Genomic DNA, 21515 nt, shown 5'->3' with positions numbered 1-21515 from the left:
AGGAAAATGCTATGCAAAAACATCTGCTGATAAACGGTGAGCTGGTTGCCGGAGAAGGTGAAAAACAGCCGGTTTATAACCCGGCCACCGGAGAGGTACTGCTGGAGATTGCTGAGGCGTCTGCGGCCCAGGTAGACGCGGCGGTGCTGGCTGCTGACCGTGCTTTTGCGGCGTGGGGACAAACGACACCGAAAACCCGCGCCGAGTGCCTGCTGAGGCTGGCGGATGCGATTGAAGCGCACGGCGAGGCGTTTGCCCGGCTCGAGTCCCTCAACTGCGGCAAGCCGCTGCACTGCGCGCTGGGGGATGAAATTCCGGCGGTGGTCGACGTTTTCCGTTTTTTTGCCGGGGCCGCTCGCTGCCTGAACGGTCTGGCAGCGGGCGAGTACCTTGACGGCCACACGTCAATGATTCGCCGTGACCCGGTGGGCGTGGTGGCCTCTATCGCGCCGTGGAACTACCCGCTGATGATGGCAGCCTGGAAGCTGGCCCCCGCGCTGGCAGCAGGGAACTGCGTGGTGATTAAGCCCTCAGAGATCACGCCCCTGACCGCGCTGAAGCTGGCAGAGCTGGCAAAAGATATCTTCCCGGCGGGCGTACTGAACGTGCTGTTTGGTCGGGGCAAAACGGTCGGCGACCCGCTCACCGGACACGAGAAGGTCCGCATGGTTTCGCTAACCGGTTCGATTGCGACCGGGGAACATATCATCGGCCATACGGCGTCCTCGATTAAACGCACCCATATGGAGCTGGGTGGCAAAGCGCCGGTGATCGTGTTTGATGATGCCGACCTCGATGCGGTGGTTGAAGGGGTGCGGACGTTTGGTTTCTACAATGCCGGACAGGACTGTACGGCGGCCTGCCGCATTTATGCCCAGAAGGGAATTTATGCTCAACTGGTGGAAAAGCTGGGCGCCGCGGTTGCCAGTCTTAAAATGGGTGCCCCGGAGGACGAGTCTACCGAACTCGGTCCGCTCAGCTCGGCCGCCCATTTTTCACGCGTCTGCCAGGCCGTCGATGAGGCGAAAACGCTCGGCCATATCCGGGTTGTCACCGGCGGGAGCAAAAAAGAGGGGGCGGGCTACTACTTCCAGCCAACCCTGCTGGCGGGGGCAAAACAGGACGATGCCATCGTTCAACGCGAGGTGTTTGGCCCGGTGGTGAGCGTCACTGAGTTTGATGACGAGGCGCAGGTGCTGGCCTGGGCGAACGATTCGCAATACGGCCTGGCGTCATCGGTCTGGACCAAAGACGTGGGGCGCGCCCATCGCCTGAGCGCGCGCCTGCAGTACGGCTGCACCTGGGTGAATACCCATTTTATGCTGGTGAGCGAAATGCCGCACGGCGGCATGAAATTATCGGGCTACGGGAAAGATATGTCGGTCTACGGGCTTGAAGATTATACGGTCGTCAGGCATGTGATGATCAAACACTGATCCGCTCAGCCTGGCCGCTTGCGCGGCCAGGCGTTCTCCTTGCCCGCCACACGTGTTACGTAAGATACTCAATTGTTATTAGCCGTAATTTTTAAGTGGTTATTCTGTAACGAAAAAACTTGATCTGTGTCAACATATGACGCATATTGCGTGCGGTTATTTTTTCGGCTCTGGTATACAGAATGACGTTGTATCAAAAGATGTTGGTTTTTTACGCAATCATGGCTTCCATCTGCGCATTAATCACCTGGTTCCTCTCTAAAGACCGCAAACGTATCCGCCTGCTCAGCGCTTTCCTGGTGGGGTCAACCTGGCCAATGAGCTTTCCCGTTGCGCTGCTGGTCTCGCTTTTCTGAAGCACGCTTCCAGTTTTAAAAGATGAACATAGCATTCCTGACTTGATGACTGTATAAATACACAGTGCATCATAAAAGGAGTGCTTATGAACAGTTTTTACTCGCAGCAGGCCGGTTGCACCGTGCGCTGGCACGACTTGCCCGGTACCGGCGATCCCGTGGTGTTCATTCACGGGCTGGGCTGCGCCTCTTCCTATGAATATCCCCGCGTCGTTTGTGACCCGCTTTTTGGCGCGCGCAGAGCGATTCTCATCGACTTGCCCGGCAGCGGCTACAGCGATAAGCCTGAGCACTACAGCTATAAAACCACTGACCAGGCGCACGTTGTCGCGGAACTGATTGACCATCTTAAACTGGATTCCTTCTGGTTATACGGCCACAGCATGGGCGGCAGTATTGCTATCGAAACGGCAGAGCTGCTGGCAACGCGCGTGAAGGGACTGATGGTGTCAGAGCCCAATTTTCACGCGGGTGGGGGCATGTTCAGCCGGTCTATAGCGGCGCAATCCGAGCGACAGTTTCTGGAGCACGGATATGACGCCATGCTTAGCGCAGAAAAAACAGCGTGGGCGGGATGCCTGCAGAGCAATGCCGCTTATGCCGTCTGGCGCGGTGCATCTGGCCTGGTGGCGGGCGTTGAACCGGAATGGGAAGCGCAGTTCCTGTCACTCCCTTGCCCGGTAACGTTGATTTTTGGCGAGCTCTCTCTGCCGGATGACGATGTGGAAAATCTCCAGCAGAAGGGCGTTGAGGTGAAAATTATTCCTGCGGCGGGGCACTCAATGTCCTGGGAAAACCCCTCTGCGCTGGCGCGGGCCTTAGCCGAATGTATGACGATGTGATTATTGTGCAATGTATCATCGTTGCGAAATGTAGGCCGGGTAAGCGCAGCGCCACCCGGCAAGAAGGGCGGCTACTTTATTAAAGCCCGTAGTGCCTGACGTGCGTCAGGCTGAACATCATGCGGGTGCTGGTAATCAATGTTCTCTATCGCGCGGCTATAGAGTGCGACCAGCCAGTCGTAAACATATGCGGTAGCCGCATGGACCGGCTGTTCTCCCAGGCGCGTCAGGCGAGGTTCGGCGCTGCTGACCACCGGCGTGACGAAGATGGCATGGCCCTTACGGATGCGGCTTGCCGGACGCGTCGCCACGGGCGTCTGGTCGTAACCCAGCCAGCCAACGAAATTGCCCATCACGGCATGCAGTTGCGCAGCGCTACTTTTGTCTGCTTCGACAATTCGCTGCAGATGTTGAGGCAGATTCAGCCGGTAGCTGGTGACGACCAGTACATCCGCGATTTGCTGTAACACCACAGGATCCAGCCCAAGACGGGCGGCGGTCGCCTCGTTGCGGCTCCACTGGCGCAGATGATTTATCCATACTCTGTGCGCCAGACGCGCTTTGTCTTTGGTCTGGAACAGGCCTGCGCTTTCCTGGGCATTATCAGCAAACAGGTCAATGGTATCCGTAAACAGCCCGTTAACCTGCTCCTCGCGCGGCTGCTGAACGGCCAGCAGCGTTTCAAAGGCCTTCAGCGGCGGCAGCAGGCCTTCAAGCAGCTCGCCGTGGCGGGCGGCACTGCTTTGCAGCATGCGCACCATGTTTTCTGCCTGAGCGCGTCGGGTACCCGGTTCCTCAACCAGCGGTGCCAGATAGCTTTGCATCAGCGCCGAGAGCTCCTGAAGCAGCGCATTTTTCAGCGTGCCGAGACGTTTCTGTCGCTGCGCGGGCAACGTGGCCTGAGACAGCCACTCAATGACGCGCTGCATGCTGTGGCTGTCCAGGGCCTGGAGGGTGCCCCAGCGCAAGCCCGGCTTTCCGAGCAGATGCTGTACGGCTTCGTCGAGGTTCTGCCGGGTGGTAAAGCGGGCGTCATGCGGGGTGATCGCCCACACCAGCCCCGGCAGGGCTGATTCTTCGGCAGGCTGCGTCTCCCTGACCCAGTTCATTAACACTTTTGCTTTTTTGGCCGTCTGTTCGTGCTGCGCCGTCGCGTTGCAAATGACCAGCACATCCGGCTGGAGCTGTTGGCGATAGTGCTCAAGCAGCCACTGGGATTTCGCCTGGCGTAGCGGATCGGCATGGTGCTCTTCAAACACCGGGATATCAATGATATCAACATTATCCAGCGCGCCGCTCTCAACCGGCAGCACCAGTTCGCGGGTCAGGAAGGCCAGCACATCGACCGGGAGGCTGATGGCGTTAAGCATTTCACCGTTGTTCAGCGGATGGAGAAGCGTCTCCTGTGCATGCTGAAGCGCTATCGAGCCGTCGTGCGTCAGGAACCCTTCACCCGGCAGCCCAAAGCTGTCCACCAGCAGGCTAAGAGGGGCCGCAAGCTCGCTGGCATGGCTGGTCTGATGCAGCACATGGGCCAGGTTTAACCACTGCTGTGTCAGTTCCTGCTGTTCGCCCCAGAGCAGCGACCAGACGCTGGCTCGCGTGCTGAGATCGAGTGAAGGCACCAGTTGGGCAAACTCATGCCACAGGGCATCATCAATCTGCTGTTTCGCGGCGGGTACCGTGCTCTGCCAGAAACGGGCAATTGCCCCCACTTCATGAGCGGTGATGCCGGGCACGCCCTGCGGCTGGCGCAGGCCGCGCCATTTCTCCAGACGTGTCTCGATGACCGCCTTATCCACCGCGCGCATCTGCGGATGAAGCGTCGTGCGGGCAATAAACAGCTGTACCAGCTCGGCCTCGGTGACCAGGCTCAGGCGCAGCGGAAACGCCTCGTCAAGCGCTTCCGGGATTTCCCGGGTGAAGCGGACGGCCATATTGGTCAGGGCATGTCCCGGATTGATATGCGAAAAATAGTCAAAGGTGCGCTGGCCTGGCGTCACGTTCAGGCGTCCATTGCCGCTGCCGCACAGCGACAACAGCAGGTGCGCTTTCGCGCTCTGCGAATGGCCGTAAAGCCCAATGCTGCTCAGGCGGGTCATGGCGCGTTCAATGGCCTGCTCCCGCGCCTGCACCGCGTTGATGCGAGCAAGCAGGGCGTCGGCATCGTTATCCAGCACAGGGGCGGTCAGGCGCGTCTCGTTAATCCACCCGATTAAGGCCTGAGTGGTGTTCGTGGTCGCTGTCATTTCAGGTATACGCTCCCGCTGTCGATCCAGTAGTGGCTACCGCTGTGTCGGCGATCGGCCAGGGTATTCAGTTTGAAAGTTAATGCGTCAGGCGCCACCGGCGTGCCGTCCTGCAGCCAGGCATCGCTCAGCTCGAACGCCTCCGGACCTTCCTGCTTGCCGCCGCCGCAGAGCTTGAGCCGCATGTTCAGCACGCCGTCGCCGGCAATCGCTTTTGCCAGTTCGGCCGAGTTAATGCTGAGCGTGTAGAGCGGCGTGGCCGGCCAGCGCGCGTTTGCCAACTGACGGAAGCCGAGAGTCACGTTACCGCGCAGCGGGAAGTGCAGACGCGCATCAAGCTTCGCGCCGGGTTTATCAAGATCGATATCCTGATACCAGACGTTTTCCTCGCGCAGGGTATTGACGGTGTTATCCAGCACACCCAGATAGCGCACGGTGGAATACGCGCCAATGTCCGCGGCTTTAAAGTTGAAGCGCGGCAGACGCAGGTCAAGCGCCAGGCTGCAGAGCATGGCCCCCACGGCAGCGGTCGATTTCGGGTTGCCAATGCGCCCTTGCTGACTGAACGGATACCACTCATGTACCTGGTATTTATCCAGCCAGACGATGCGGTTGACCGGTACCGGCTGCAGGTGACGAATGAGCGCCTGAACCCCAGGCAGGCAGCCCGGGCGTCCGGTGATCAGCAGAATGTCGCAGCTGTAATGGGAGATCGCCTCACATACCGCGTGGAGCGGGGAGGCCAGCGTAAACTGCCCGGCCAGCATCGCATCCTGCATTTCGCGGAAATTCACATGCAGCGGCACGGCGAAAAGATCGAAAGCGTCTGAACCCGCAGGCAGGGCATGATCGATCGCCTGCTGCAGATAGTTCATCACGTTGCGGGTCGGCTTCTGCGGAAGCAGATCGCCAAAGGTGGCATGCAGACCGGCCAGCGGATCGTCAACGTCGCTGGATTCCCATCCGGCAAGAATGGCATGGCCAATCGGCATAAAGAGCTGCAGCGCCGTTTGCTGGCGCAGTACGGCCTGGGTATCAATGCGCCCGGAGTCACCGAACAGCGAGGCCATCAGCAGCGAGGCATCCGCGATACCGGATTTCTGCAGCTGCGTTTGCAGAGCGGGCAACACGTAGCGCTGAATCACGTCCAGAAGCGTATCGTCGCCCGCGACCTTAAACCCTTCGCGGAACAGCAGCTGCGGGGTGATTTTGACGTTATTGCCGGAACCGTCGTCCAGCTGGTAATGGGTGATCGCCATATCCGTTGTGCCGCCGCCGATGTCGATGGACGCGACGCGCAACGCGCGTCCCGGCTGGCTACCCGGCTCAGGCTCACGGTCCGGGCGGGCAAGGGAGGCGAAGAAGGCTTCGGTCTGGCCGCCAAAGCGGGAGATGGCTTCGTTATACAGCCAGACCAGCTGACCGCAGCTGGCTTCATCCCACTCCATCTGGATTTCAGGTACCGGCACCACGCTTTTTTCCTGCTGTTTGCGGGTGACAAAATCCTCATCCTGCGGGTGCCATCCCATCGCTTTCCAGACAATCGCGATGGCTTCAAACATGCGGCGACGGAAGATCTCGCGCTCCTGCTTTGGCATGGCGGAGGGCAGCGTCAGGATCAGCGTGCGCAGCTGGCGCGGCGAGGCAGGGAAGCCCAGACGCAGGCGCGTGGCGACGCTGTTGATCTGCCCCAGCGCCTGTGCCAGCAGCTCGCACAGCATATGGGTCATCAGGGTGCTGCGGCTGTACTGCGGCGAGAAGACCGGCAGGCGCTCGTCCTGCGGCAGCGTGAAGAGCGGCTCGCCGTCATCGTTCATCAGGTTCATCAGCGGGAACGCGGTGGCAAGCGGTTCACGCTGGGTCTTGCTGTTCATCTGGCTAAAGCGCCAGTCCTGCACGACCGGGGTTTCATCCCACAGGTAGCGACGCGGGCTGGAGATACCGCTGTTGCCTTCGGTTCCCAGACGCTGCATCGCCAGCTTGCGGGCCTCATCGCCGACGCGGACAATCGACGGCCAGACAAAGGCGTCTTCGCGACCGCTTTCCACCGAGAAGTGCTGCTTGCCAAAACGCGCTTCTGAAAACTCGAGACGGCTGGTGAACAGCGGCTCGTTCAGGAACTGCGGCTCGCTGAGCGAGCGAACCTGCAGCTCGGCGGTCTGACGCAGCCCATCGTTCGCATCGCCGTGGTCTTCAATAATGACGCCGCAGGTGTGGGTGTTACCCACGTCGAGGATCAGGTCGACCGGAATGGCTGGCGTGCTGAGCGTATGGGTGACAAATTTCACTTCCGGTACGGTGAGCTGTTCACCGAGCATGGTCAGCAGGTTAAGCCAGTGGGCCTGATATTCAAAACTGCGCATCGCCTGCTGCAGGTCGCGTTCAGAGCGGTTCTCAACGCCGTCGGCATACTGGGTAAACGCCTCGCGCAGCCAGCCGTCAATCCAGGTCTGATCGAGGAAACTGTCTACCTCGTTATCGCGCCACGCCAGCGCGAAGCGGGTCCCGTTCAGAATATCGTTTTCCACCGGAGAGAGCGCGGACGTGGCATGGTCGGCAATCTGGCTGTCAAGCGCGAGCGTGACGCGGTGTGTATTGCCTGCCGTGTCCGGGGTGTCAAGCTTGCGCACCTGAACGCGCGCCCAGTTATCCGGCCCTTCAACAAAAGTCCGTGGTGGGTTGAAGCGCAGGAACGGAACCGGAAGCCAGACGCCATCCAGTACCGCCAGCGACTGATGCAGCGGGATAGTGGTTTCCGGTTTGACCACTTCTGGCTGCCCGCCATTCATGCCGGGCAGGGTATAGCGACCGTTGACCAGGTCGAAATCGAGGCGCAAAAGCGGGCCGTTCGCGGTTTTACGTACGAAGCGCCCGTTGCTGGCGGAGTCCTGCGGCGTCAGACCGAAATCGAGGAACTGCACGCCGCTGTTGGCAATAAGCGTGACGCTTTGTTTATAGTCGCAAAGATTTACCAGCATAAGATCAGGCACCTGCTTTCTTGAACGTCAGTGGGACGACGGTGTTGGCATCATAACGGGCGCGACATTCTGCGATATCGCTGGTGCCTGCTTTACAGGCTATTTCCGGCATCGGGTAGCGGGAACCGTCGGTGCAGCGGGCAGTGCCGCGACTCTTAATCATCAGCTCGCCATTGCTGTGCAGCCCGGAAAAGACCTCCGCGCGGCAGACAATGTTGTCACCATGGACAACGCGGGCGAAACCTTTATTGTTCTGGATCTGATAGCGCAGCGACGGCGGCTTGCCGGTAACTGGATCTTTCACATCGAGGATGGCGCGCCAGGTGCCGTTCAGGAAGCGCGTCGATCCCGCTTTTACCTGATTCGCTTCCATCACCATGGCGTCTTTCGGGATGGCGACAATCACCACCGGAGCGGGCTGTGGCGCAGGAGTGGCCGGAGCTGCTTCTTTTTCTTTGCTGGCCACGACCTCCGCCTGATGCAGCGGTAGCTTCATCGCCAGCGGCTCAACCGCTTTGATCGGTTTTGGCGCAATCTCCACAGGTTCAGGTGTGGGTGCCGGGGCGGGCTCAGCGGAAGGTGCCTGTTTTGGCCACAGCAGCGGGGCGGCAATGGCGGCGACGATCACGGCGGCAACCGGCAGGGTCCACAGGGGAACGCGGCGCTTTTTCACGACGTTCGCCGGAGCAGGCGCCTGAACAGGTTGTGCAACGGCGGGGGCCGGTTCGGGCTCATACAGCTCCTCCGGCGTAATACGCACCACCGTGGATGGGGCGATCAGCGGCTCGTCAGCATGCTCAAAGGTCATCACCGGCTCTGGCTCAGGCTCGGGTTCAGGATCGTCAATCACAACGGGGGCTGGCTCAGGGATCAGCGATTCACGCAGGCAGTCGAGGACATCGTCGCGCGCGTTCTCGTTCAGGTTTACAAACCCCCAGAAGCTGATGACCGGCTTTCCGTCTACCAGGAAGAGGAAGTTTTCGCCCGGAAACTGAAACGCCTTTGACAGCAGAGAGCCAAAAAGCTGTTGCGCGGTTTTAGGCGACTGCAGGCATTTCTTGCTTAATGACTCGACACTGGCGAGCGTGTTTTCCAGATAGCGCAGGGCGCGATAGCGGTCATCTTCATCGGCCGCTTTCCAGCTGATTACGCTCCCTTCAACCGGGGAATACCAGTCCACGCGGTCGCCACTGTCGTTGACCTGAGGAATCGCCAGACAGTCGACGATGGCCTGTTGTTTGCGCAAACGGAGCGCTTCCCGGATTTGCAACGCTGATTCGAAAACGGCTTGTCCGCCGCCGCCAACGGCCTGAAAATCATCCAGATTACCGCTGCGTAAAAGAGTTTTTGCCACGATTTGATCCCATATACTTCTTCACACCATTACTTTAACGAAACGAGGAAGCAAACAAACGGAGGAAGAGACGCTAAAAGCGCCGATTTCTTGCGGCATAGAAAGTGACGGTTGTGCTTGACGAATAATGGCACTTAAGACAAATCGTCTTTCTGGGTGCTGGCGGTTAAAACAGCAAAAACCGCGGCTTTAGAATAACCTGATAGTGTTTCGTTATTTGCCAGGTCAAAACGCCTGTGCTGTTATTACTGTCCTATATAATAAAACTGTCAGGGTTATAACCATGTCTACAGGGAAAACACTGCTCGCCCTTGCGCTGAGCGCGCTGTTACCAGCCGGTGCCGCATGGGCGGCAAACAACGACACCCTTATTTACTGTTCAGAAGCCTCCCCCGAGTCCTTCAACCCACAAATCGCCAGCTCTGGCCCGTCTTTTGTGGCCAGCTCTCAGGTGCTGTATAACCGTCTGATCAATTTCGACCCGGTGAAAAACACCCCGGTGCCGTCGCTGGCGGAGTCCTGGACAATCTCCCCGGACGGCAAGACCTATACCTTTACCCTGCGTAAAGGGGTGAAGTTCAACAGCAACAAATACTTCAAACCGACGCGCGACTTTAATGCCGATGACGTTATTTTCTCGGTCATGCGTCAGAAAGACCCTAAACACCCGTACCACAACGTGTCGCAGGGCAACTACGAGTACTTTAATGATGTCGGTCTCGATAAACTGATCCAGGACGTTAAAAAGGTCGATGATTATCACGTCCAGTTCACCCTCAGCGAACCCAACGCCGCGTTTCTGGCCGACTGGGGGATGGATTTCGCCTCGATTCTCTCCGCTGAATACGCCGACGCAATGCTGAAAAAAGGCACGCCTGAGAACGTGGACACCTGGCCGATTGGCACCGGGCCTTACGTGCTGCAGCAGTACAAAGTGGATTCGCTGATCCGCTACGTCGCGAACCCGAACTACTGGGAGGGCGAGGTGCCGACGAAGCATCTCATCTTCTCCATTACGCCAAATGTGGAAACCCGCCTGGCGAAGCTGCAGACCAACGAGTGCCAGATCATTCCTGCGCCATCCCCGGTTCAGTTTGACGCCATCAAGAACAACAAAGACCTGACGCTGCACGCCGTCGATGCGCTGAACGTCGGTTATCTGGCGTTTAACACCGAGAAAAAACCGTTTGATAACGTGCTGGTGCGTCAGGCGCTCAACTACGCGACCGACAAGAAGGCCATCGTTAATGCGGTGTTTATGGGGTCGGGCACGGTGGCAAAATCGCCGATCCCGCCAAATATGCTGGGCTTCAATAAAGACCTGAAGGACTACAGCTACGATCCTGAAAAAGCGAAAGCCCTGCTGAAGCAGGCGGGTCTGGAGAAGGGCGCGGAAGTCACGCTGTGGTCAATGCCGGTGCAGCGTCCGTATAACCCGAACTCGCGTCGTATCGCGGAGATGATCCAGAGCGACTGGGCAAAAGTCGGCGTGAAGGCCAAAATTGTCTCCTACGAGTGGGGCGAATATCTCTCCGGAATGCGTAAAGGCGAACATGACTCCGCGCTGTTTGGCTGGATGTCCGACAACGGCGACCCGGACAACTTTGCCGATGTGCTGCTCGGCTGCAACAGCATTAAAACCGGCTCAAACGCGGCGCGCTGGTGCGATAAGGGGTATGATGGTCTGGTGCAAAAAGCGAAGCTGACCAGCAGCCCGGCTGAGCGCGCCAAGCTCTATGGCCAGGCGCAGGAGATTTTCTACCAGCAGGCGCCGTGGATCGCGCTGGCCAACGGGAAAACGTTCTACGCGACCCGCAGCAATGTGACCGGGTACAGCGTAAGCCTGATGGGCAGCGATTTCTCGAAAGCGAAGCTGAACTAAGCCTTTTTAGCCGGGTGGCGGCTACGCCTTACCCGGCCTACATTTGGCACCCGTAGGCCCGGTAAGCGTAGAGCCACCGGGCACATAACAAGGAGTGACAATGTCACATTTAAACGAAGTTATCGCCCGCGTCGATGCCGCCATCGAAGAGAGCGTCATTACCCACATGAACGAGCTGCTGATTGAATTAAGCGATGATGCAGAGCTCAGCCGTGAAGATCGCTACACCCAGCAGCAGCGTCTGCGCACCGCGATTTCGCACCACGGTAAGCAGCATAAAGAGGAGATGGACGCGCGTGAGGAACAGCTGACGAAAGGCGGCACCATACTGTAATCATCAAAACTGGCGTCGCGCCACCAGCCAGGCCCCGACCACCAGCATCACCGCGCCGCACACCGGGCCGATCAGGGCGCGCAGCGGGATGCCATGGCTCCTCAGCACGTCCAGCACCAGCCCGCCAATCAGCTGGCTTGCGACCAGCACGGCGATGGTCGTCGCCGCGCCAACATTCTGATAGCCGCTGATGCTGGCAAACACGAAAAACGACCCCAGCAGCCCCGGGATAAGCGTCCACCAGCGCACCGTCGCGGCCAGCTCGCTGAACCCGGCCACGCCCTGTTTCAGCAGCAGAATAGTGACAAAAAGCACGATGCCGACCAGCGAATTCAGCAGCATCGCGATGAGAATGGTGGAGGAGGACTGGGTGATACGCACCATCAGAGTGTTCTGCACCACCAGACCGATGCCCGCCGCGACCAGAAACGCCAGCGTCAGTGACTGATTCATGGGATCGCGTCCGGATCACTGCGCTCGTCCAGCTGCAGCTGCATAAAGGTTAAGTCCAGCCAGCGGCCAAACTTGGTTCCCACCTGCGGCATTTGTCCGGTCGTCACAAAGCCGAGCGTTTCATGGAGATGAATCGAGGCATGGTTTTGCGCTTCAATGCCGGCCACCATCACGTGTTTCCCAATGGCGCGGGCCTCGTTAATCAGCGCCTTCATCAGCGTGCGGCCAATCCCTTTGCCCTGATGGGCCGGGTGGACATAGACCGAGTGCTCAACCGTATGACGGAAGCCGTCAAAGGCGCGCCAGTCGCCGAAAGAGGCGTAGCCGGTGATTACGCCGTCCTCTTCACTTACCAGAACCGGGTAGCCCGCAAGCGAGCGCGCCTCAAACCATGCGATTCGGTTATCGGTATCGACGGTTTTATCGTTCCAGATCGCGGCAGTGTGCAGCACCGCGTGGTTGTAAATCTCGCCTATCGCAGCGCAGTCTTCTTTGCAGGCATGACGAACGATCATGATGAAGCCTCTGTGTGTTGTTCACTATAGTATTACGTTATCGCTACGATATTACACAACTGTATCGCCCGATCGCTACGGCATAAGCCATATTTTTTTGTTATCAAAAGCCCATTGAAATGCCGTTCATACACTATAGTATGACGTCATGAACACCATAACAGACACAATGAATCAACGGATTAGCGCAAGAATTCGCCTTGAACGCGAGTCTCGCGGATGGTCCCTGAGCGAGCTGGCGGACCGGGCAGGGGTCTCCCGCGCCATGATCCATAAGATAGAGCGCGGGGACAGTAGCCCGACAGCCACCTTGCTTGCCCGCCTGTCGGGCGCGTTTGGCATCAGCATGTCAACGCTGATTGCCCGGGCCGAAATGCAGGAGGGTAAGCTGCTGCGCCTGGCAAACCAGCCCGTCTGGCGCGATCCGCAGACGCACTACCTCCGCCGCCATGTTTCTCCCCGTACCGATCTGCCCATCGACCTGGTTCAGGTGGAACTGCCTGCGGGAAGCGACGTTCCGATGCCGGCCTCTTCTTACGCGCTGGCGCGTCAGCTTATCTGGCTGCAGTCCGGTGAGCTGGTGTTTCAGGAGGGCGACACCCGCCACGAGATGCACGCCGGAGACTGTCTTGAGCTGGGGCCGCCTAATGACTGCCGGTTCATCAACGAGACGAATGAAACCTGCATCTATCTGGTTGTACGCCTCAATCAGTCTGGCTCGTAATGCTAATGCGATAACGCTGAACGTGAGCCAGGCTGTAATGACATTTGTACCAGAAGGAGATCCTGATGAATCACTCTGTTTCGCATAACCGCCGCTGGGTGCTGGCCTCTCGTCCACAGGGCGCACCGGTCGCGGAAAATTTTCGTCTGGAAACGCAGCCTGTTCCGGAACCGGGTGCGGGGCAGCTTCTGCTTCGTACCGTCTGGCTGTCGCTGGATCCTTATATGCGGGGTCGCATGAGCGACGCGCCATCCTATTCACCGCCGGTTGAGCTCGGTGCGGTGATGGTGGGGGGAACGGTCAGCCGCGTTGAGCAGTCAAACCATCCCGACTTCAAAGCCGGTGAATGGGTGCTGGGCTACAGCGGCTGGCAGGAGTATGAACTTTCGGACGGCAGCGGCCTGGTGAAGCTGGGCGACAATCCGTCTCATCCTTCCTGGTCGCTGGGCGTACTGGGCATGCCGGGCTTTACCGCCTATATGGGGCTGCTGGATATCGGGCAACCGAAAGCGGGTGAAACGCTGGTGGTGGCTGCGGCGACCGGCCCGGTTGGCGCGACAGTAGGGCAGATCGGTAAAATCAAAGGTTGCCGGGTGGTCGGCGTGGCCGGTGGCCCAGAGAAATGCCGTCATGCCGTTGAGGTTCTCGGCTTTGACCTGTGTCTGGATCACCATGCGGCGGATTTTGCCGACCAGCTGAAACACGCCTGTCCGAACGGTATTGATGTCTATTATGAAAACGTCGGCGGGAAAGTGTTTGATGCCGTGCTGCCCCTGCTGAACACCTCCGCGCGCGTGCCGGTGTGTGGCCTGGTGAGCGGCTATAACGCGACGGGCCTGCCTGACGGGCCGGACCGCCTGCCGCTCCTGATGGCGACCCTTCTCAAGAAACGCATTCGTATGCAGGGTTTTATTATCGGCCAGGATTATGGACACCGCATTCATGAGTTCCAGGAAGAGATGGGGCGCTGGGTGCAGGAGGGGAAAATCCACTATCGCGAACAGGTGACGGACGGGCTGGAAAACGCTCCCGAGGCGCTGATTGGCCTGCTGGAAGGACGAAACTTCGGCAAAGTCGTGATTCGCGTCGCGAGTGACAATAAATAAAGCGTACAATGGCGGGGTTTCCCGCCATATTTATTTGTGAAGATACGATATATTGTCTTTAATTACTGGACACGGTTTTTCGCGCCATCATCCCGGATGAGCCCGAAAACGATAAAAAAAATGATGTTTGCTTTTTTTGCTGTTTTACGTACTTCCCACCACCAGGCATGACGATACAGGATATATCGTACCGGCGCCGTTTTATTAAAACTGGCGTTTAAAAATAGCATTAAGTTTTAGCTACAGGAATTCCACATGCTTGATTTGGATCACTTAGAAAAAGCCCAAAGGGTTAGCCTTACTATGCAGGTTGAACACAGTTTGAAAGGGGCGTTAATTACAGGCTCCCTCAAACCAGGAGCACGACTGATTACGAAAGAGATTGCTGATAAATTAGGCACCAGTATTACGCCGGTCCGCGAAGCGCTGCTGCGTCTGGTCTCCTCAGGCGCACTTCACGCCACGCCAGCGCAGGCTTTTCTGGTCCCTGAGGTGACGCTGGAGCGTTATAACGAGATTAACGCCATCCGAAAACAGCTTGAGCCAATGGCGGTTGCCGCAGCATGCCAGAATATGTCAGACGGCAAGCTGGAGGCGTTGCGCAAAATGTCAGAGGCCTTCCATGAGGCTATGCGCAATGGAAACGTTCAGCAGGCCTTGCATGCGAATCGTGTCTTCAGGTTTACGCTTTATCAGTATGCGGAAATGCCGACGCTTAATGCCTTAATTGAACAGCTATGGGTCCGCATCGGCCCCTGTATGAACTATCTGCACCAGGAGCTTAGCGACATCAAAACGGCAACATATCACTATGACGAGCTTCTTTCAGCCCTTGAGCGGAGAGATGTGGAGGCCAGCCAAAAGGCGATTGATAAGTTGATTGATGAAGCGGATTCTCTTTTACAGCGACAATATTTTAACTGAGAGATTATTTATCAGAGCGACTATATACCGCCGCTAATTATTTATCCGGTGAATAACTCCTGATGGCTTATTGCCATCAGGAGGGTTATTTCATTTATAAAATAAACTTTTCTTTTTTGCTTACTCGAAGCGATAAGAGACCGACAGCCCGACGCCATAGTTACGGCCTGGTGCAGGCTCGTAATAACGACCGTTGGACTCGTTGACAATAACCGATCCCGCGTACTCTTTATCGAACAGGTTATCGACGCGGCCAAAGACGTCCATTCCCCAGTTGCCGTAGTTAAACTTATACCCGGTATTCAGCCCGACTACCGTATAAGACGGCGCTTTCGCGGTGTTTTCGTCGTCAGCCATGATATCGCTCATGTAACGCACGTCCGTGCCCGCGTACCAGCCTTCCTCCGGCTGCCAGCCAAACGAAGCGAAGCCCATGTTGCGCGCAATCCCCGGCATACGGTTACCGTTACAGTCTGCGTCGCTGCAGACGTTAGTCCGGTAGGTGGCATCCAGATACGTCCACGCCATCTTCAGCTTCCAGTTCTCCGCGAACTGCTGATCCAGGGAAACTTCCACACCCTGACGGCGGGTTTTCCCGGCATTTTTATAGGTTGTGCGGCCGCCGGAACTGGAGTCCACCACGATCTCGTCATCCGTATCGGTGCGGAACAACGCCGCCGTCAGCAGACCGTTGCCGATTCGGGTTTTGCTGCCCACTTCATACGTGTTATTCGTGGATGGCTTCAGGCCAATATTCAGACCGCCCTGATTATCGGCACGATAGGAGAGTTCGTTGATGGTTGGCGTTTCAAACCCACGCCCTGCGGCTGCGTAGAGGTTCCACCCGTCAGTCACCGCATACTTCACGGCGCCCGCCGGGAGCCATTTGTGATAGCTCGCGTCACCGCTGTCATCGCCGTTGCCCGGCGTAACGTAATGGTCATTGGAATCAAACCAGACCGAACTGTAGCGAACACCCGCATCGACAGAGAGTTTCTGCGTCAGCTGCCAGCTGCTCTGCAGATAAGGATCAACGTTCCACATCAGGTTGCGTTCGTCGCGACGTTTATCGCCTTTGACGCCGTAATCCGGCACGCCATTGCTCATCACGAAGTTCTCGTAGCCGCGACGATCTTCACTCAGGTTTTCGTAGTTCAGACCGGTGGTAAAGGTCACCGGCACCAGCAGCTCGCCGCGGTGTGTCCAGCGGGTATCCACGCCCTGATAGTGGCGCTGCATATCAATCACCCCGCCGGAGTGAGTGGCTTTTAGCTGCGGCTGATACGGAATCGACTGGTACTGCGTCATTTCACGCTCGCCGGCGTACATCATCACGCTCAGGTCGTCCTGGGTGCTGAGTTGGCGATCGTAGCGCAGACCGGCCTGGGTCTGCTTGATAGTCTTGCGGGTGTTGTACTGATCGCCGCGCGGCGACTGGCGCGGATTGTCCCGCCACTCCTGATAATTCAGTCCACCCGGATCGTTGGCCTTCATGTCCACGCTGTTGAAGATCAGCGTCAGCTTGCTGACGTCATCAATGCGCACGCCCAGCTTCGCGTTGGCAAGATTCTTACGCGCGCCGCTGTGGTCGCGGTAGCCTTTGGTGGTGAAACGGGTGGTGGAAACGGTGTAATCCACATCGCCCGCGTGGGTGCCATCACCCATCGCGCCGGTGGCTTTCATGCCATAGCGCCAGGTACCGTAGCTGCCGTAATAGCTGCTCGCCTCAATGGTCGGCGGCTGCTGACCGGTCTGGGTGTTGATGTTAATCACGCCGCCGGAGGCGTTGCCGTACAGGGCTGAGAAGGGGCCGCGCAGCACTTCAACGCTCTCCACGCTGGAGAGGTCGATGTTGGAGGTCTGGCCCTGTCCGTCCGGCATGGTGGCTGGAATACCGTCGACGTACATACGGATACCGCGCACCCCGAAGGTTGAGCGAGCGCCAAATCCGCGCATCGACAGCTGGAGATCCTGGGCGTAGTTCTGACGGTTCTGAATTTGCAGCCCGGGTACGCTGCCAAGGGATTCAGACAGGTTGATGCGGGGGGCAGCCTGGCGCATATCATCGCCATTGACGACGCTGACCGCTGCCGGGGTATCGAGTTCCGATACGGTTTGCGGCGTGGCGCTGACGATCATGGTCTGTTCCTCTGCGCTCATGGCGGTGAGCGGCGCAAAAATAACAGGAACCAGCAGCAGCGGGAGAGAAGCCTTACGGGCAGAAATGATTTTCATGAATAAAACCGGTTGTGGTATGTAAACGAACCAAATGGAACATGTCCATACATGTTAAAGGTTTTGTAAATGTTTTGAAAACTATAACCGCACATTGCGTTAATGAAAGGCGAGAGGGGAAAGAAAAACTCCACATTCATCTGATTAATGATTACTATTCTCATTATCAAAAGGCAATGCCATGACGTTGTCTGCCGGAAGTGATGTCAGCCCAAACCCCACTTTTCAGAAAAGGAATTGTTATGTCTTTACGTCATCTGTGCTCGCCGCGTCTGAGCCTGTCACTGCTGTCTGCCACTTTACTGCTTGCCGGGACGTTCCAGGTGCATGCCGCCGAAGAGGTGCTGCGTAAAGCGGTGGGTAAAGGGGCGTATGAAATGGCCGTGAGCCAGCAGGAGAATGCGCTGTGGGTGGCGACCTCGCAAAGCCGTAAAACCGACAAGGGCGGGATTGTTTACCGTCTTGATCCGGTCACGCTGGACGTGACGCAGGCGATCCATAGCGATCTCAAACCCTTTGGTGCCACCTTTGACAACGCGACCCAAACGCTGTGGTTCGGTAATACGATCAACGGCGCGGTAACCGCGATTGATGCAAAAACGGGTGACGTAAAAGGGCGACTGGTGCTGGACGGGCGTCAACGCAGCGAAACCGTCAAACCGCTGCAGCCGCGCCAGCTGGTGGCGGATGACGCAAGCAACACGATTTACATCACCGGTGTCGGTAAAGAGAGCGTGATTTGGGTGGTGGATGGCGCCACGCTGAAGCTGAAAGAGACCATTGCCAATACCGGTACTTACAGCACCGGCCTGGCGCTGGATGCGCAGGCGAAACGTCTGTACACCACGAATGCAGACGGCGAGCTGTTAACCATTGATACGGCAACGAACAAAATCCTGAGCCGTAAAAAAGTGCAGGATGACGGGAAAGAGCACTTCTACCTGAACCTGAGCCTCGACACAGCCGGTCAGCGTGCGTTCCTGACCGATTCAAAACAGCCGGAAGTGCTGGTGGTGAGCCTGAAAGACGGCAGCGTGATCGAGAAAATCGCCGCGCCGGAATCCCTGGCGGTCCTGTTTAACCCGGCCCGCAATGAAGCCTACGTGACGCACCGTGAAGCCGGCAAGGTGAGCGTGATTGATGGGAAAACGTATAAGGTGACTAAAACGTTCGACACGCCGGTCTACCCGAACAGCCTGGCGCTCTCTGCGGATGGCAAAACCCTGTACGTGACGGTGAAACAAAAATCTACCCGCCAGCAGGAAGCGACCCAGCCTGACGACGTGATTCGTATCGCGCTGTAAGATGGGAATTGCCCGGTGGCGCTGCGCTTACCGGGCCTACAAAATAATGAAATGTAGGCCGGGTAAGGCGAAGCCGCCACCCGGCTTTTTTATTAACGCGAGGTTTCTTCCACCAGCGGCGCGTCGTGTTTTTCATCATCAGGATGAACCGGCGCGGTGCTGTGAATTTCATGAACGCGTTTACGCACGCCGAACCAGCCCGCAATCAGCAGCACGGCCAGCAGCGGAATGGTCGCGATGGTGTAGGTGCCGTTCGGGTAGTCGAACGCCATCAGCACCAGCACGCTGAACAGGAAGAGCAGGGTGAGCCAGGACGTTACCGGCGCACCAGGCAGCTTGAAGCTGACGTCAGCGGCTTTGCCTTCTTTAATCGCCTTGCGCAGACGCATCTGGCAGACCACGATAAAGCCCCAGGATGCGATAATCCCGAGTGCAGCCACGTTCAGAACGATTTCGAACACCTGAGACGGAACGAGGTAGTTCAGGAACACGCCGAAGACATAGACCACCAGCGTCGCCAGAATACCGGCGTACGGCACGTGCTGCTTGCTCATCCTGGACATGAACTTCGGTGCAGAACCGCCCATCGACATGGAGCGCAGGATACGGCCGGTCGAGTAGAGGCCGGAGTTCAGGCTTGAGAGCGCCGCCGTCAGCACCACGATGTTCATGATGCTGCCCACGTAAGGTACACCCAGCTTAGAGAAGAAGGTCACGAACGGACTCTGGCCCGCCTGGTAGGCGTTCCACGGCAGCAGCAGCACCAGCAGCACCACGGAACCGACGTAGAAGAGACCGATACGCCAGATCACGCTATTGATGGCTTTTGGCACCATCGTCTGCGGATCTTTACATTCACCTGCTGCGGTACCCACCAGCTCGATGGAGGCGAAGGCGAACACGACGCCCTGAACCAGAACCAGCGCAGGCAGCAGACCGTGCGGGAAGAATCCGCCGTTATCGGTTATCAGGTGGAAGCCGGTGGCATTGCCATCCAGCGGCTTACCGCTGCCGAGGAAGACGGTACCCACGACCAGGAACACCACGATGGCCAGCACTTTAACCAGCGCAAACCAGAACTCCATCTCCGCGAACCACTTCACGCCGATCATGTTCATGGTGCCGACAATCGCCAGCGCGCCAAGCGCAAAGACCCACTGCGGCACATCGCCAAACGCGCCCCAGTAGTGCATATACAGCGCAACGGCGGTGATATCGACGATACCGGTCATCGCCCAGTTGACGAAGTACATCCAACCCGCGACGTAAGCGGCTTTTTCACCGAGGAATTCACGGGCGTAAGAGACGAAGCTGCCGCTGGAAGGGCGATGCAGTACCAGTTCGCCCAGTGCACGAAGAATGAAGAAAGAGAAGATCCCGCACACCAGATAGACCAGGGCGAGAGCCGGGCCAGCCATCTGCAGGCGTGCACCAGCACCTAAAAACAGACCCGTTCCGATAGCGCCGCCGATGGCGATCATTTGAACCTGACGGTTGCCCATCGCTTTGTGGTAGCCCTCTTCGTGGGAGTTCAACCAGCGACGTTTAGCAGCATGATGATCGGCTGCGCTTTTATTGCTTGTTTTCATTGAGTTACCTGTTTGCCTGTCTGAACCATTATCGTGATAGTCCTGCCTGGCAGAGCGCAATACAAACGATTGCTTCTGCGCAAACACATGTCGCCTCCCCAGTCATTCTGCGTATGGATAAGGCGAAACATGGCGAGGCATCCTACCTGCAATTCATAAGCGACGCAAAATATAACCGTGCCGAAAGTGATGCACGTCGAAGGAAATCGTGTGGTCAGAGCAGACGGGGATCACAACACGCTGAAACGTGATGAGTTTTTAGTCAAAACAATGGCGGGGTTGATTATTTAATCATCAGATTCTCTTAATTATTACCAGATGGTATAAATTTTTGCTGCTGCAGGGCATCGAGAAGTAACCTGAACGCGGTTGTGTGCTGCCGACGGCTCGGATAATAGAGGTGATATCCTTCAAACGTGGGGCACCACGATTCAAGGACCCTGACCAGCCTTCCCTGATTCAGAGCGTCCAGAACCGAGGACTCGGGCACGTAGGCTAATCCGAGCCCATTCTCCGCGGCGTCGATGCGCTGCGACAGGTTATTCAGCGTAAGCTGTCCGTCAACCCGCACGCGAAGCTCGCGCCCGTCACGCTCAAATTCCCAGTCATACAATCCCCCTCGGGTGGGCAGGCGGAGATTGATACAGCGGTGTTCACCCAGTTGCTCCGGCACGAGCGGCACGCCAAAACGAGCCAGGTAATCCGGGGAGCCGACGACCGCCATGCGCATGTCCGGCGCAATCCGCACCGCAATCATGTCTTTTGCCACCTGTTCACCCAGGCGAACCCCCGCGTCGAAGCGGCCATCTACGATATCTGTCAGGCCATTGTCGATCGTCACTTCAACGTTAATGTCAGGATACTGCAGCATAAAAGGCTTCAGTACCGGCCAGAGCACGGCGTCCATCGCGTGCTCGCCGGCGACGATGCGGATAGCGCCTGCGGGTTTGTCGCGGGTGCTGCGAAGCGCCGTGAGTTCCTGTTCGATCTCCAGCAGATGCGGGCTGAGGCGCGAAAAAAGCTGCTCACCCGCAGGTGTCGGAACCACGCTGCGGGTTGTGCGGGTTAACAGGCGAACGTCTAATCGCGCCTCAAGCTTGCGCATCGCATGGCTAAGTGCCGATTGCGAGACGCCCAGCTGCGCCGCTGCGCGCGTAAAGCTGCGCTCGCGGGCCACCACCATAAAGGAGAGCAGATCGTTGAAATTATCTTTTAGCATCGAGGTTCTATTTAT

General features: G+C 57.6%; 17 protein-coding genes. 9 read left to right on the top strand and 8 right to left on the bottom strand.

Annotation, left to right across the window (positions count from 1 at the left end; all coding sequences use genetic code 11):
* Window positions 1-11: 11 nt before the first annotated feature.
* From patD to LJA86_RS07655, 3 genes are all read left to right on the top strand, one after another.
* Window positions 12-1436 carry an aminobutyraldehyde dehydrogenase gene (gene patD / locus LJA86_RS07665; protein WP_229225948.1) on the top strand — a complete coding sequence of 475 codons (1425 nt, stop codon included), beginning with the start codon at window positions 12-14 and terminating at the stop codon, window positions 1434-1436.
* 182 nt (window positions 1437-1618) lie between these two features.
* Window positions 1619-1792 (top strand): GhoT/OrtT family toxin, encoded by a 174-nt coding sequence (locus tag LJA86_RS07660; protein WP_013096478.1) that lies wholly within the window; start codon window positions 1619-1621, stop codon window positions 1790-1792.
* A gap of 86 nt (window positions 1793-1878) precedes the next feature.
* A complete protein-coding gene (locus LJA86_RS07655) occupies window positions 1879-2634 on the top strand; it encodes an alpha/beta fold hydrolase (protein WP_229225947.1) in 756 nt (251 codons plus the stop codon).
* A gap of 71 nt (window positions 2635-2705) precedes the next feature.
* Here the strand turns inward: LJA86_RS07655 and LJA86_RS07650 are convergent, their stop codons facing one another.
* From LJA86_RS07650 to LJA86_RS07640, 3 genes are read right to left on the bottom strand one after another with little or no spacing between them, the layout of a single operon-like run.
* Complete coding sequence (locus LJA86_RS07650) at window positions 2706-4883, bottom strand: virulence factor SrfC family protein (protein ID WP_229225946.1); 2178 nt, start codon at window positions 4881-4883, stop codon at window positions 2706-2708.
* A complete protein-coding gene (locus LJA86_RS07645) occupies window positions 4880-7861 on the bottom strand; it encodes a virulence factor SrfB (protein WP_229225945.1) in 2982 nt (993 codons plus the stop codon). The genes LJA86_RS07650 and LJA86_RS07645 overlap by 4 nt, the downstream gene beginning before the upstream one ends.
* Before the next feature lie 4 nt (window positions 7862-7865).
* Window positions 7866-9215 carry an SrfA family protein gene (locus LJA86_RS07640; RefSeq protein WP_229225944.1) on the bottom strand — a complete coding sequence of 450 codons (1350 nt, stop codon included), beginning with the start codon at window positions 9213-9215 and terminating at the stop codon, window positions 7866-7868.
* A gap of 283 nt (window positions 9216-9498) precedes the next feature.
* Here LJA86_RS07640 and LJA86_RS07635 point away from each other — a divergent pair, with 283 nt between their 5' ends.
* Window positions 9499-11097 (top strand): ABC transporter substrate-binding protein, encoded by a 1599-nt coding sequence (locus tag LJA86_RS07635; RefSeq protein WP_229225943.1) that lies wholly within the window; start codon window positions 9499-9501, stop codon window positions 11095-11097.
* A 100-nt stretch (window positions 11098-11197) separates the two neighbouring features.
* Window positions 11198-11431, top strand: coding sequence for a YdcY family protein (locus tag LJA86_RS07630; RefSeq protein WP_008501298.1), 234 nt, complete (start codon window positions 11198-11200; stop codon window positions 11429-11431).
* A 3-nt stretch (window positions 11432-11434) separates the two neighbouring features.
* Here the strand turns inward: LJA86_RS07630 and LJA86_RS07625 are convergent, their stop codons facing one another.
* Together LJA86_RS07625 and LJA86_RS07620 are read right to left on the bottom strand one after the other, a co-directional pair.
* Window positions 11435-11884, bottom strand: a complete 450-nt coding sequence (locus LJA86_RS07625) for a DMT family transporter (RefSeq protein WP_048029829.1) — start codon at window positions 11882-11884, stop codon at window positions 11435-11437.
* Window positions 11881-12399 carry a GNAT family N-acetyltransferase gene (locus LJA86_RS07620; protein ID WP_023292298.1) on the bottom strand — a complete coding sequence of 173 codons (519 nt, stop codon included), beginning with the start codon at window positions 12397-12399 and terminating at the stop codon, window positions 11881-11883. Before LJA86_RS07620 ends, LJA86_RS07625 begins: the two co-directional genes overlap by 4 nt.
* Before the next feature lie 148 nt (window positions 12400-12547).
* Here LJA86_RS07620 and LJA86_RS07615 point away from each other — a divergent pair, with 148 nt between their 5' ends.
* The 3 genes from LJA86_RS07615 (at window position 12548) to LJA86_RS07605 (ending at window position 15153) form a co-directional block, all read left to right on the top strand.
* Window positions 12548-13123 carry a helix-turn-helix domain-containing protein gene (locus LJA86_RS07615; protein WP_008501301.1) on the top strand — a complete coding sequence of 192 codons (576 nt, stop codon included), beginning with the start codon at window positions 12548-12550 and terminating at the stop codon, window positions 13121-13123.
* Between the two features lie 65 nt (window positions 13124-13188).
* On the top strand, window positions 13189-14229 hold the full coding sequence (locus LJA86_RS07610) for an NADP-dependent oxidoreductase (protein ID WP_048223416.1): 1041 nt from the start codon (window positions 13189-13191) through the stop codon (window positions 14227-14229).
* 255 nt (window positions 14230-14484) lie between these two features.
* Window positions 14485-15153, top strand: a complete 669-nt coding sequence (locus tag LJA86_RS07605; protein ID WP_044596524.1) for a GntR family transcriptional regulator — start codon at window positions 14485-14487, stop codon at window positions 15151-15153.
* Window positions 15154-15273: 120 nt separating this feature from the next.
* Here the strand turns inward: LJA86_RS07605 and pqqU are convergent, their stop codons facing one another.
* Window positions 15274-17388: a TonB-dependent receptor PqqU gene (gene pqqU, locus LJA86_RS07600; RefSeq protein ID WP_045908826.1), complete on the bottom strand. Its 2115-nt coding sequence runs from the start codon at window positions 17386-17388 to the stop codon at window positions 15274-15276.
* Between the two features lie 242 nt (window positions 17389-17630).
* Between pqqU and LJA86_RS07595 the strand changes: the two genes are divergently transcribed.
* The gene (locus tag LJA86_RS07595; protein WP_229225942.1) at window positions 17631-18692 is read left to right on the top strand and encodes a YncE family protein; all 1062 of its coding nucleotides are present in this window, start codon (window positions 17631-17633) and stop codon (window positions 18690-18692) included.
* Between the two features lie 92 nt (window positions 18693-18784).
* Here LJA86_RS07595 and ansP read toward each other — a convergent pair whose 3' ends face one another.
* Both ansP and LJA86_RS07585 read right to left on the bottom strand, forming a co-directional pair.
* The gene (ansP, locus tag LJA86_RS07590) at window positions 18785-20281 is read right to left on the bottom strand and encodes an L-asparagine permease (protein ID WP_023618706.1); all 1497 of its coding nucleotides are present in this window, start codon (window positions 20279-20281) and stop codon (window positions 18785-18787) included.
* Between the two features lie 304 nt (window positions 20282-20585).
* Window positions 20586-21500, bottom strand: coding sequence for a LysR family transcriptional regulator (locus LJA86_RS07585; protein WP_063621792.1), 915 nt, complete (start codon window positions 21498-21500; stop codon window positions 20586-20588).
* Window positions 21501-21515: the final 15 nt, after the last annotated feature.

Source organism: Enterobacter sp. TCD1-1, assembly GCF_020567405.1.
In the GTDB taxonomy this organism is placed as follows: domain Bacteria; phylum Pseudomonadota; class Gammaproteobacteria; order Enterobacterales; family Enterobacteriaceae; genus Enterobacter; species Enterobacter quasiroggenkampii.
This window is presented reverse-complemented; position numbering and strand designations above follow the sequence as displayed.

What these genes read in the sequence shown, in the direction of transcription:
- patD (WP_229225948.1), top strand. Translation starts at nt 12, where the DNA reads ATGCAAAAACATCTGCTGATAAACGGTGAGCTGGTTGCCGGAGAAGGT.
- LJA86_RS07660 (WP_013096478.1), top strand. Translation starts at nt 1,619, where the DNA reads ATGACGTTGTATCAAAAGATGTTGGTTTTTTACGCAATCATGGCTTCC.
- LJA86_RS07655 (WP_229225947.1), top strand. Translation starts at nt 1,879, where the DNA reads ATGAACAGTTTTTACTCGCAGCAGGCCGGTTGCACCGTGCGCTGGCAC.
- LJA86_RS07650 (WP_229225946.1), bottom strand. Translation starts at nt 4,883, where the DNA reads ATGACAGCGACCACGAACACCACTCAGGCCTTAATCGGGTGGATTAAC.
- LJA86_RS07645 (WP_229225945.1), bottom strand. Translation starts at nt 7,861, where the DNA reads ATGCTGGTAAATCTTTGCGACTATAAACAAAGCGTCACGCTTATTGCC.
- LJA86_RS07635 (WP_229225943.1), top strand. Translation starts at nt 9,499, where the DNA reads ATGTCTACAGGGAAAACACTGCTCGCCCTTGCGCTGAGCGCGCTGTTA.
- LJA86_RS07630 (WP_008501298.1), top strand. Translation starts at nt 11,198, where the DNA reads ATGTCACATTTAAACGAAGTTATCGCCCGCGTCGATGCCGCCATCGAA.
- LJA86_RS07625 (WP_048029829.1), bottom strand. Translation starts at nt 11,884, where the DNA reads ATGAATCAGTCACTGACGCTGGCGTTTCTGGTCGCGGCGGGCATCGGT.
- LJA86_RS07620 (WP_023292298.1), bottom strand. Translation starts at nt 12,399, where the DNA reads ATGATCGTTCGTCATGCCTGCAAAGAAGACTGCGCTGCGATAGGCGAG.
- LJA86_RS07615 (WP_008501301.1), top strand. Translation starts at nt 12,548, where the DNA reads ATGAACACCATAACAGACACAATGAATCAACGGATTAGCGCAAGAATT.
- LJA86_RS07610 (WP_048223416.1), top strand. Translation starts at nt 13,189, where the DNA reads ATGAATCACTCTGTTTCGCATAACCGCCGCTGGGTGCTGGCCTCTCGT.
- LJA86_RS07605 (WP_044596524.1), top strand. Translation starts at nt 14,485, where the DNA reads ATGCTTGATTTGGATCACTTAGAAAAAGCCCAAAGGGTTAGCCTTACT.
- pqqU (WP_045908826.1), bottom strand. Translation starts at nt 17,388, where the DNA reads ATGAAAATCATTTCTGCCCGTAAGGCTTCTCTCCCGCTGCTGCTGGTT.
- LJA86_RS07595 (WP_229225942.1), top strand. Translation starts at nt 17,631, where the DNA reads ATGTCTTTACGTCATCTGTGCTCGCCGCGTCTGAGCCTGTCACTGCTG.
- ansP (WP_023618706.1), bottom strand. Translation starts at nt 20,281, where the DNA reads ATGAAAACAAGCAATAAAAGCGCAGCCGATCATCATGCTGCTAAACGT.
- LJA86_RS07585 (WP_063621792.1), bottom strand. Translation starts at nt 21,500, where the DNA reads ATGCTAAAAGATAATTTCAACGATCTGCTCTCCTTTATGGTGGTGGCC.